This window comes from Marinobacter excellens LAMA 842 (genome assembly GCF_001574445.1).
GTDB lineage: Bacteria > Pseudomonadota > Gammaproteobacteria > Pseudomonadales > Oleiphilaceae > Marinobacter > Marinobacter shengliensis.
Window position 1 is genome coordinate 1 of sequence record NZ_LOCO01000038.1, and the last position, 11,569, is coordinate 11,569.

The following is an 11,569-nucleotide window of genomic DNA, read 5'->3' on the forward strand; positions in this document are numbered from 1 at the left end:
TGGAAGCCGGCATTGAATCGCTTTATTATCGAATTCGGTGACCGCCTGGACGGCCACCTGTAATGGGGTGGGCAGTTACACAGATTTATTTACAGGCTCAAGCGTCCACCACCCGCAAGTCTTCCAGCCCGCGGACCCTGAGCTCTGGGTCCACCACTGCCATCTCGTCGGTACCCATTTTGCAAGTGCCCACTGGGTGGTACACGAGACCAACTCTTTCCTTCACCTTTTCAATGATTTGCTCGTCAGACAGGCGATCTGCGCCCGGATGGATTTCCTCACCCCGATAATCGTCAAACGCTTTCGCTGCAAGGATTCGCCGCGCCTGGCGTATCCCGTCCACCATCACTTTGCAATCATGGGGATCGGCGAAGAAGTTGTAGTCGATTTCTGGAGCAGAGAATGGGTCCGCCGATGTGATGTTTACGGAGCCGGTGCTCTTCGGCCGTAGCACACAGACATGCACCGAATAACCGGGGTTGGACATGAGTTTCAAATCACGACCGCTATCATCAAACAACAATGGCAACATGTGGAGCTGAACATCCGGGCGATCAACGGTGTCACTAGATCGGATAAAGCCACCGGCCTCGGTGATGGATTTAGCCAGCTTGCCCCGTTTACTGACGATGTACCGGATCGTATCGGGGAGCATTTTCAGCATACCGACGAACGAAGCGGTAAAACCATCGTTCTTACTACTAGAAACCAGCACACAGGCGTCCACGTGCTCCTGTAGATTCCTGCCCACGCCCGGCAATTCGTGCAGGCAACGAACACCCACGTTTTCTAGTGCCTCGCGGCCTCCAATGCCTGACAGCTGAAGCAGCTGTGGTGAATTGATGGCACCGCCACTAAGAATTATTTCCCGATTGGCTTTCAATTCCAGGTCCCTGCCGTTGTGGCGGAGCGCTACGGCCACAGCCCGGTTGCCTTCGAGAACCACTTTTTTCACCAGTGCTCCCGTGAGCACCGTCAGATTGTTGCGATTCATGGCCGGTTTGAGATAAGCATCGGCAGCACCGAAGCGACGGCCATTCTTGATGTTCAGATGAAAATACCCCACACCCTCCTGGTCGGCGCCGTTGAAATCGTTGCTGTAGGGAAAACCTGCCTGCACGGCCGCTTTAACGAACGTTTCAGACATCGGATATTCCGCTGTCTCTGGCGCGCTGATATGGAGATTGCCACCTTTACCGTGATAGGGGTCGTCGGCAAGCTTTTCGTGGTGCTCCGATTTCCGGAAATAAGGCAATAGATCCCGATAGCCCCAGCCTTCGTTGCCGAGCGCCTCCCACTCGTCGTAGTCCTGTTTCTGGCCACGCACGTAGAGCATACCGTTAATCGAAGAACTGCCTCCCAGCCCTTTGCCCCTGGGAGTAAACACGGCCTGACCACCACGCAGCCTCTGGTCAGGCTTGGCATTGAATGCCCAGTTGTATTTCTTGAGAAACATATGAGCAGCAAAGGCGCCGGGCGTTCGGATAGTGACTGGATCCCCGCCTGGGCCTGCTTCAAGTACGCATACCGAATATCGACCGTTTTCTGTGAGTCGATTGGCCAGTACACTTCCGGCCGAGCCGGCGCCAACCACAATGTAATCGTATTGTTCGTTCATAGTTGCACCTCAAACGACTTCGCTTATAGACGGTCTGCCTGCGCTGTGAGATCCAGTGTGTGTAAATGACACTAGCTATTTCGTAAGCCTTATCATGAAATCCAGGATCTTTGATGTTGTCTTCGTGTAGGGAGGCATCAACGGTTTCAAACCATCAAAAAAACCTTGTTGGAACACCGGCCTGAGTTTCGAGAACGTGGTAAAGCCCTCATATCCGTGGTAATGGCCCATGCCACTAGCGCCGACACCAGCAGATGCCCAATCGTATCCTTAATGCCGTCAAGTACCAGAAAGATCTCGCAGAAGAGCGTTTCCGTGGACGAACGGTTACCAAAGTCATCGCTGATGGCCTTTACGATTGCGTCTTGATGATCCTGTACCAAACGCGACAGGGCCTGGAGGTGCTGAATCCGTTCAGCACGGCTCGGTACAGGGTCATCCAGATAGGCGCGACGCTGGCTTTCAAAGCTCTGCGCCAACTTGCGAACAACATGCTCGCGCGGGGCGAGTGTTTTCGCGTCCATTCAGTTCACCGGCTCGATAATAGGGAAGTCAACAGACGGGTCTTCAAACATTTGCAACAGGCCGAAGAAGGCTTCCGTGGATCCATCGACCTGAATTTGACCTGCCTGAATAGCCTCCGGGAAGGTGTTTGTCTCTAGCAGAATGCTGTCGAGTACTTCGCGGGTCATGCGCACACTGGCGTGGGCCTCGTCGTCCAGCTCACCAGAGCGATAGGTTAGCGTGGCGTTCTGGAGATTCAGGCGATAATCTTCTTCCTGGTCCGTCACCGACCAGTTGATCACTAGATGCTTTCCAGCAGCTTTGTCCGGGTTCAGTCTCACCGCCATTGCATCAAAAAACATGCTTGTTTCAAGCGCCTGCATAAGGTCGGGTTGCAAACCCACGTGTTTCGGAGTGTCGACGCCGTTGCGCAATTCATGGGCTCCGACCAGATAGGCGCTCCGCCATGTGCCTGCCTCGGACTGGTAACCAAGCTGCTCAAGGGCGTCTGCTGCCAGTTCCCGGGCCGCCTGGTTGTCGGGATTCGCATAGATCAACTGGCGCGTTACGGTGGCGACCCAGCGATAGTCTCCGGCTTCAAAGTCCTTGCGTGCCTTGCGCAGGACTTCTTCCTCTCCGCCCATGTAGTCAATCGTGCGTCCGGCTTCTTCCCGGGGCGGCAGCGGATTGAGGTTGGCCGGATTACCGTCGTACCAGCCCATGTAACGCTGGTAAACACCACGCGAATTGTGGCGCACCGTGCCATAGTAGCCTCGAGCCGACCATTCCTGACTCAGGCTCTCGGGTAGCCGCAGGTTTTCAGCGATATCGCCGGGCAGCATGCCCTGGTTCATCATCCGCACGGTCTGATCGTGGATGTGCTTGTACAAGTCTCGCTGTACTGCCAGAAAGTGCTTGATCTCGTCTCGTTCCCAGATCGGCCAGTGGTGCTGAGCCACCAGAATGTCCGCGCGATCCGCGAAGCGCACCATCGCCTTGTCGATAAATCTGGACCATGCGCTGGCATCACGGATAGCGGCACCGCGGATGGTGTAGATATTGTGCAAATGCTGGCTGGTGATCTCTGCAGTGTTCAGAACCTTGAACTGTGGAAAATACATCATCATTTCCGACTCAGCTTCTGTGCCGTGAGCCATCTGGAATTCAATCTCAACGCCGTCGACGGTTAGGGTCGCGTTATCCGGAACTGTATCTGTCGGTGCAATCAGGCTAAGCGGCCCGCTGCCCAGGGCCTTACCCAGGCCCGTATCGACGTGTCCTCGCACTCCTGGCGGGAGGCCGGCACCGAACTGGTAGGTGGCACGCCGGGTCATGGCGTTGCCGGCGATGACGTTCTCTGCGATTGCGTGCTCCATAAAACCTTCCGGCGCATAGACCCGCACCTTGCCGGAACGCACGTCCTCCTCATTGATCACACCTTTTACACCGCCAAAATGGTCGGCGTGATTATGGGTATAGAGCACGGCCACGACCGGTTTCTCGGGCCGATGCTGGTAATAAAGTTCGAGACTGGCTCGGGCCGTAGCAGGGGTAAGAAGCGGATCGATTATGATTAGTCCACTGTCACCCTCGATGATGGTCATGTTGGAAAGGTCCATATTGCGGACCTGGTACATGCCTTCGACTACCTGAAACAGCCCATGCATGCTGTTGAGTTGTGCCATGCGCCAGAGGCTTGGGTTGACCGACTGGGGGGCATCGTCCTTTGCCAGAAAAGCATAGGGCGACATGTCCCAGGCAACATGCCCATTCTCGTCCAGCACTTTGCCGTCCGGCAGGGCGCCTAAAAAGCCACGCTGAGCATCGTCAAAGGACCGGGTATCCGAGAACGGTAGTTGATTCAGCACTGCCTGGTTGGCTTGTGCTGTCACGTCGCTTGCCGGTTTTGGGGCGTCGGCCAGAGCCAAAGCGGGACAAAGTAACGCTGCGCTGAAAGCAAGTTTCTGAATGGCGGAGAGCATACTGGACCTCTGGAATGTCGTTGTGTGTTGTTCAGGGGGTCACTACCTGTGAACTACAGTCTGAGCTGTTGCGCACCAGTACTCAAATGCATTCTTTATTGACAATCCATGCGTATTGCGCATGAATAAAGGGATGGACACACGACACATTCGACACTTCCTGGCCTTGGTCGATACCGGCAGCTTTGCTCGCGCTTGCGAGGTAGTGCACCTTTCGCAGCCGTCGCTGAGCCGCAGTATCAGGCAGCTTGAACATCAACTCGGCGCCACTCTGTTCGAGCGCGGGCGCTTTGGCGCGATCCTGACTGCCCACGGCCGGGCAGCCTTACCACACGTCCGTGGCCTGCTAGCGGCGGCAGAGTCATTGCGTCAGGAAGTCGAGGCAATTGATGATCTTGAGACCGGGGAACTCAATATAGGTACCGGTCCATATCCTGCGTTGTCATTACTGGACCGGGTTTCTGCCAGGTTCGTGGACCTTTACCCGGGTATTCGCCTGAATATCCGCACCGATAACTGGCAGGGGTTGCGGCTCGCATTGTTGGATCATGAACTGGAGCTGTTCGCAGCTGACACCGGATCCCTGTCAGACGATCCCGATCTTGAGATTACCCATTTACCCCAACCTGAAGTGGTGGTGTTCTGTCAGGACGGCCACCCCCTGACAGATAAGGCGGAATTGGAGTGGGATGATTTGCTTGACTACCCAATGGCCATGACTCGATTGCCTGAAGACATGGAGCGCCAGATCCAGACAATGAGCGCGCCTCGAGGAGGACTGCAGAAGAGAATCGAATGCGATAATGTTGCCATGCTCGTCGCTATTGTGGCTGGCAGCCAAGCGGTCAGTATTGCGCCCAGAGGAGTAGTGGCCTCCGCTTTGGCCAGCAGACAGGTGGCCACGCTTAACGTCAATGGGGTAGGGGCGTTACGCACCCGATATGGGGTGGTGCAACGAAATGGCCGTCCGCTTTCTCCGGCTGCAGCGGCCTTTCGCTCTCTTATTCTCGATGAGGCTTGAACGCCACACTTGGCTGTCGTTGAACGCACATATCTTCAGAGATGCCTTTACAATGCGCTTCGCTGAGCGGGGCAGATGCCATCCGTACTGTTCAGAGTAGCCTGAGGCACAATGATAACTGAGTGGCTGAAACTCGAACCCCACATTATTGGAGACAACTGCCCGGGAAATATTATCACATTTAACATAATATACATTATGCGCATTGGTGTGTGGCCGCCAACATGCGCAGCTTTGTAGTGAAGGCGCAGCCGCAGCGAAAAAGCTGTCGCCGTTCTTGGCTTGGTTAGGCATTTTTGCCCCCATAATTCATGTACCGAATACCATGAAACTCAGCGCTATGTATACACCGTAGCCCAGCAAGAGCAACCCGCCTTCAAGTCTACTGAGCCGGCTGCCGGTATACAGGAAAAACAACAAAATCAGCGAGGTTCCCAACATGACCCATTGATCAAATTGCAGAATTCGCTCATGGACTGGAAGCGGCTGTAGCAACGCAGAAATTCCGAGTATTCCGAGCAGATTGAAAATATTGCTACCCAGGATATTCCCAATAGCAACATCGGCATGTCGGCGAAATGCCGCGATTACCGAGATCGAAAGCTCCGGCAAAGACGTACCAACCGCAACAAGGGTCAAACCTATCACAGCTTCTGAGACACCAAGCGACTCGGCTATTCCCACGGCCCCCTTTAAAAGCACTTGTGAGCCGACGATCAAAAGGAACAAACCCAGCACAACCGCCATGACTATCCACAGCGTTGTTTTTGGTAGAGAAGTAACCTCCTCCCCTTCAGCTATGTGTAACCCTGCAGAAGGAGCCTCCCCAAGGCGCTCGGTCCAATAAGCCCAGATCAGAAAAGCGGCGAGCGCCAAAAGGAATATGGCAGCATCAGACCTTACCAAAGCATCCCCACCGACAAGAACAATAAACAACAAGCTAGCCGCGACAACCGTGACACCATCACGCCGCAGTACGAGCGGCTTGACAGCAAGAGGCGTAATCAGCGCGCATAAGCCCAGAATTAACAGGATGTTACTGATATTGCTTCCCACAACGTTACCGATTGCGATATCAGGCCGCTCACTAAGGGCAGCCTCAACTGAGACCACCAGCTCTGGCGCAGACGTACCGAAACCGACAATTAACAAACCACTGAGCAGAGGAGAAATACCCAGCCTATTTGCGGCTGCCAAAGATCCTCTGATAAGCGCCTCACCGCCACTAGTCAGAAGCAATACTCCGATAGCGACGAACAGCAGGTTCAACATGATTGTGATCTTCCGGTTGAGAACTTAATGAAAAATGGCTGCATCAGCCTGGACTGCCTAACGCGAAAACGAAGCGGAGCGACTCACGCGTTGGACTTCCGTGCCTAGTTATGTTTTTGCAGAAGGTTGCGAGCAATATCCATTGCCTCGCCGAAGATGACTTCCATTTCCTCAAAAGTTTCCAACGTAGCCCCTTCGCTGAAGACGCCGTTGGGCTTCATGTCTTGAACAACTGCGTCTACTAATTGGTGAAAAACTATAACCTGTTGCGCAATATCACTCCGAATTACGCCAATGCGCTGGCAGTTATCTTGGTATACCCGTGAGTAATGTGACGGAACATCAACAGCGAACCTGTATTGTGTCCCCTCAGGATTCTGCCTCAGATAGCCCACAACCCCTTTGATTGCTGCCAGGTAGCCCCTGCGATCAACAATCTCAACTAATGCTGATATTTCAGCCAAAAGACAGCACTCAATCTGTTGAGCAAAAGTTATTTCTCTTCGCCTTTCAATGAGCCATGTGGGAAAGAATGATGCGATCGCACCGGCTATCGCACCGCCCAGGGCTGCATACAAGGGAAGCCACTCATTGGGCTTTGAAGAAGTTAACTCACTGATGACTGTGAGTGTTTCGACAATTGATTGGGCATTTTCCGGTGGCACAGATTTTCCTTAACGTTTGCAGCATGCGCGCCCATGGAATGGAGCCAAAGGCGCAATGTAATGGGCGTCGCCGTACCTGCACTGGTTCGGCCAGAACTCAGTCATTTCCTGCCTCGCTCTCTCGTTTAAATGCCACACGCGCCCAATAGAGTCCGATAATTACCAGCGCCGGTCCAACACCGAGAGTCAAAAAGCCCCCGCTATATTGCGGCTGCGTCTCGATCAACGAGTTATATAAAACCCAGCCTATAATTGAGAGACCGATGAGTACGGATGTTATACCAAGCACCGCCTGGGGAGCGCCGAACAAAGCACCGAGCACTTTTTGTAAAAGGGTTGGATTCTCCAATCTCCGCAGTTCTGATCCAAGATCAATCCAAGCCAAAATCAAGACGGGCAGACCAACGAAAATAAAGAGCAAAAACCACGCGGTTAGCCAGCTTTCATGGGTTGTCGAACCAATCGCTCCGGCTAGCAAAGCAAGAAACGCAACTATCGCCAGTAACTTTGTCATCGCAGCTTTCATGATCTAGGGCCTAACAGCTGGTTCAGCAACAAATGACATTTATCACCCAAACGCTTATCCGCGTCAACCAGGTTGCCATCCATGTTTTTTTCATTAATTTCAAATGCTTAAGATTTTTACTACCACCAATCAGTAGAGCATAACCGCAAAAAATTCATTTTTGTTTTGTCGTTGATATGCGTAGGACAGACAAACTCACTCGAAGCCATTTAGTATACACCTCAGTCGACTCGACACGGCGGTGACCGAGCAGTTGGCTCACAAACTCCAACGCCGAAAGGTATGCCCCACCCTATCTTTAATGGCAGCCCTGCCGCACTCCGCTCGATGAGCCGATCAATACTGGCACTTACCGCCTGGCAAGTGATCGGAAAGATCCGCTCGTCCTTCAAAAACTCCCCATCCACAGGTAGCTTTAGATCCGGGTTTGAAAGTCCCAGTCGATCTCGACGCGCTGGAGTTTAATAATACGTCAATCTATCCAACCTGCCGCGCAATACGCGGCGCTGCAAAGTCAATAAACGCCCGCAGTTTCTGCGGAATTAAAGCCCTCTTCTCATAGACAAACTGGACGGGCAGAGGCGCCGGTTCCCAGCGCTGCAAGATGGCTTCCAGGCGCCCGGCTTTTATTCCGGGCGCCGCTTGATAAGACAGCACCCGAGTGATGCCGAGCCCGGCCTCTGCGGCGTCAAGGGCGGCTTCGGCCGTATTCACATGAAGACGTGCGGCAACGGGAATCCGGAGTGTCTTTCCGTCCGCTTCGAAACTCCAGGCGTGATCCGCCAAAAACTGGTCGAAGACGATGCACGACGCCCCCTCAAGGTCGTTTGGCACTTTGGGTTCACCGTGGGTCTCCAGGTAAGACCGGCTTGCACAAACGATGCGGCGCACCTCCCCTACCTTACGCGCAATCAGGCCGCTGTCTGGCAGTGGACCAATTCGAACGGCCATGTCGATGTGTTCCTCGCTGAGGCTGACTGGCCGGTCGATGAGCTGCAGCCGAACGTTGATGTCCGGATAGCACTGCAGAAACTCAGTGACCACCGGCAGCACATGCATACGCCCGAAGACAATCGGTGCCGTTAGGGTCAATGTTCCTTTAGGTGCTGAAAATTCGCCTGAGGCCCCCCGCTCAATTTCAGCAACGTCGTCAAGAATCCTGCGGCATGCGGCCACGTAGGCAACCCCGGTATCCGTCAACGTCAATCCACGGGGCGAACGCAGCACCAACTCGGCATTCAGGTCGGCTTCCAGCTCAGATATCCGTCGACTCACGGTAGCAACGGGCATTCCCAACGCTTCTGCGCCGGATGAAATGCTGCCCTTATCAACCACTTTCACCAGCATGGCCATCGTTTTCAGTCGGTCAGGCATAGCGCATCGAACCTCTCTGTGGGTTGCTCTTAAGCCTTCCATTAAATGGAAATCAAGGTTCCAAAATTACCGTCTACTGCATGTTTATGGAAAACCTTACCCTTGATGAGCCACAAATGCCATGCCGCCAGAAACGGTTAATGTCTCATCCGAAGGAATCTGACAATGAATGCGAACTTCCCTACCCACGCTGCCCCCATAAAGCTCAATCGACACCCGAAATCCGGTCACTGTCATCGCGTTGAACTCATGATGGCTCTGCTCGATCTCCCCTACCAGACGATTGATCTTGATATGGCAAATGGTGCCCATAAGGCGTCGTCGTTTTTAGCCATGAGTCCTTTCGGCCAGGTCCCTGCCATCGACGACAATGGCGTCACCCTCTGTGACTCCAACGCCATCCTGATCTACCTGGTTAAATCCTACCCCACAAATTATGACTGGCTGCCGGATACCCCGGAAGCCGCTGCGGAAGTCCAGCGCTGGCTGTCGGTTGCCGCCGGCGAAATTGCCCACGGGCCTTCTGCAGCGCGGCTGGTCACGGTGTTCAATGCGCCATTGGATCACGAGCGTGCCAAGGCTGCTGCCCATCGGTTGTTTGCGGTGATGGAACAAACGCTGAAGGTTCGAGATTTCCTCGCGGGGTCCGCGATTACGATTGCCGATGTGGCGGGCTATAGCTACATCGCTCATGCGCCTGAAGGTGGTGTGAGTCTTGATGGTTACCCATCTATCCGGGCCTGGCTGAAACGAATCGAGAGCCAGGAGCGCTTTGTAGGAATGGCACGTACTCCGCTACCTGAAGGCGTCTGACCAAGAGGATGATCCAATGAAAAAGGTCCCTGATGTTTTCCATATAGGTGAACGTGCTGTGCAGGCCCGTGCTGACGTTCCAGATACATGGTTGAAGCAAACAGAAAGCTTCGTTCGCACTGAAATGCCGCAGCAACACAGGGACTTCTTTGAAAACCTGCCCATGCTGTTTCTGGCGTTGCTTGACCGCACTGGTCGGCCCTGGTGCGTTCCTGCTTTCGGAGCGCCGGGGTTTGTGGTCTCCCCTGCTCCGGACAGGCTGGAGTTAAGAGGAACACCGGTTCTTGCCAATGAGCTAGAACTGGAGCGGTCGACCGGCGCCAGCGTTGGTATCGTCGGGATCGATCTGAACAACCGGCGCCGCAACCGGATGAATGGTCGAGTACAACATACATCCGGTGGCGTCATGACCATTCAGGTGGACCAAAGTTTTGGGAACTGCCCGCAATATATTCAAACCCGCGCTCTGAGCGCAGCTCCGGACGACCCCAAGCGCACGAGTCGCCGGCAGGCCAACCTGCGTGATCCGGAGGTTCGCCGCATTATTGAGGCGTCCGACACTTTTTTCATTGCTTCCCGAGCGGCTGGTTCGCTTGATGGTGGAAGTGCGGGGGTCGATGCATCGCATCGTGGAGGGCGGCCCGGGTTTCTCGGTATCAATGACGACGGCACCCTCTCCTTTCCGGATTTTTCCGGCAATCGCTTTTTCAACACTTTGGGCAATATTGAAAGCGATGGCCGGGTCAGTCTGTTTATTCCCGATTTCGAGACAGGTTGCGCGGTATTACTGACCGGCCGCGCCGCCATCGACTGGGATTCAGCCCGCGTTGCGTCTTTCGAAAGCGCCGAGCGTATCGTCGACGTCGTGCCGGACGAGATCTGGCACGCCACTGCGGCTGTACCGGTTATTGCGTCAGCCCCGGAGCCTTGGCCCGGGCTGGATAGCACTGGAACCTGGACTGACGCCCGCCTCGCTGCCCTCAAAACCGATGGCTATCGGCGCTTTGAGATTGCCGCTAAGCGGAAGGAAAGCGACAACATCACGTCTTTCTACCTGAAGCCCTCTGACGGTGGCCCGATTGAGCCGCATGTGGCGGGGCAGTTCCTGCCAATACGGATCCGGAAAGACGACGATGCAATTCTACGAAGTTACACAATATCGCAAGCGCCAAACGGTCAAGAATATCGCCTCTCGATCAAGCGCGAACCTCGAGGCCTAGCGTCCCAAATTCTGCACGATGAACTCGACAATGGCGATATCATCGAGGTCGGCTCACCATTGGGCGATTTCGTTCTGGACGACGGTACTCAGCCGATCGTCATGCTGTCCGGTGGCGTCGGCATAACGCCCATGATCGCCATGCTGGATGCACAGGTGGCCGCGGTTCAGGGCGGTGCGCCCCAACGCGAGGTGTACTTCATCCATGCCACTCAGAACAGCGCTACTCAGGCTTTCACGGAGGAACTGGTTGCTTTGGCCAGGCAATATGACTGGCTCCATCTGTTTATTGCCTACAGTGCCCCACTCAAAGGCGACAAGCTGGGCGATACCCATGATACGGAAGAACGGCTCAGCATGAACGTTCTTGCTAAACTTCTGCCGTTTGGCGGTTTCCAGTTCTACTTGTGCGGCCCCGAAATATTCATGCGATCGCTTTATTGCGTATTCCAGACCAAGGTTGCCACTGATTCCAGACGAAGTCTGCCACCCATTCCACGCGAAAGCTGCCACTAATTCCACGGCAAAGCTGCCACCCCAGCAGACTGCCTGAAGCTCCATCAAAATCGTCCGGC

Annotated in this window: 10 protein-coding genes; 3 read left to right on the top strand and 7 right to left on the bottom strand. The window is 54.4% G+C overall.

Annotated elements, in window-relative coordinates; genetic code table 11:
* Positions 1–97: 97 nt before the first annotated feature.
* From J122_RS19415 to J122_RS19425, 3 genes are all read right to left on the bottom strand, one after another.
* Positions 98–1,618 (bottom strand): GMC family oxidoreductase, encoded by a 1,521-nt coding sequence (locus tag J122_RS19415; RefSeq protein WP_082780656.1) that lies wholly within the window; start codon positions 1,616–1,618, stop codon positions 98–100.
* Positions 1,619–1,764: 146 nt separating this feature from the next.
* Positions 1,765–2,142: a hypothetical protein gene (locus J122_RS19420; protein ID WP_061333846.1), complete on the bottom strand. Its 378-nt coding sequence runs from the start codon at positions 2,140–2,142 to the stop codon at positions 1,765–1,767.
* On the bottom strand, positions 2,143–4,104 hold the full coding sequence (locus tag J122_RS19425; RefSeq protein WP_061333848.1) for an alkyl/aryl-sulfatase: 1,962 nt from the start codon (positions 4,102–4,104) through the stop codon (positions 2,143–2,145).
* A gap of 133 nt (positions 4,105–4,237) precedes the next feature.
* On the opposite strand from J122_RS19425, the gene J122_RS19430 reads away from it, so the two are divergent.
* Positions 4,238–5,125, top strand: coding sequence for a LysR family transcriptional regulator (locus J122_RS19430; RefSeq protein WP_082780657.1), 888 nt, complete (start codon positions 4,238–4,240; stop codon positions 5,123–5,125).
* Between the two features lie 309 nt (positions 5,126–5,434).
* On the opposite strand, the gene J122_RS19435 is transcribed toward J122_RS19430, so the two are convergent.
* From J122_RS19435 to J122_RS19450, 4 genes are all read right to left on the bottom strand, one after another.
* Entirely contained in the window at positions 5,435–6,397 is a 963-nt protein-coding gene (locus tag J122_RS19435) for a calcium/sodium antiporter (protein ID WP_061333853.1), read from the bottom strand.
* A gap of 104 nt (positions 6,398–6,501) precedes the next feature.
* A complete protein-coding gene (locus tag J122_RS19440) occupies positions 6,502–7,062 on the bottom strand; it encodes a hypothetical protein (protein ID WP_061333855.1) in 561 nt (186 codons plus the stop codon).
* 97 nt (positions 7,063–7,159) lie between these two features.
* Positions 7,160–7,588, bottom strand: coding sequence for a hypothetical protein (locus tag J122_RS19445; RefSeq protein ID WP_156471796.1), 429 nt, complete (start codon positions 7,586–7,588; stop codon positions 7,160–7,162).
* 477 nt (positions 7,589–8,065) lie between these two features.
* The gene (locus J122_RS19450) at positions 8,066–8,962 is read right to left on the bottom strand and encodes a LysR family transcriptional regulator (protein ID WP_061333859.1); all 897 of its coding nucleotides are present in this window, start codon (positions 8,960–8,962) and stop codon (positions 8,066–8,068) included.
* 165 nt (positions 8,963–9,127) lie between these two features.
* On the opposite strand from J122_RS19450, the gene J122_RS19455 reads away from it, so the two are divergent.
* Both J122_RS19455 and J122_RS19460 read left to right on the top strand, forming a co-directional pair.
* Positions 9,128–9,775, top strand: a complete 648-nt coding sequence (locus J122_RS19455) for a glutathione S-transferase (RefSeq protein ID WP_061333861.1) — start codon at positions 9,128–9,130, stop codon at positions 9,773–9,775.
* A gap of 16 nt (positions 9,776–9,791) precedes the next feature.
* Positions 9,792–11,510: a pyridoxamine 5'-phosphate oxidase family protein gene (locus tag J122_RS19460; RefSeq protein ID WP_061333863.1), complete on the top strand. Its 1,719-nt coding sequence runs from the start codon at positions 9,792–9,794 to the stop codon at positions 11,508–11,510.
* Positions 11,511–11,569 lie beyond the last annotated feature (59 nt).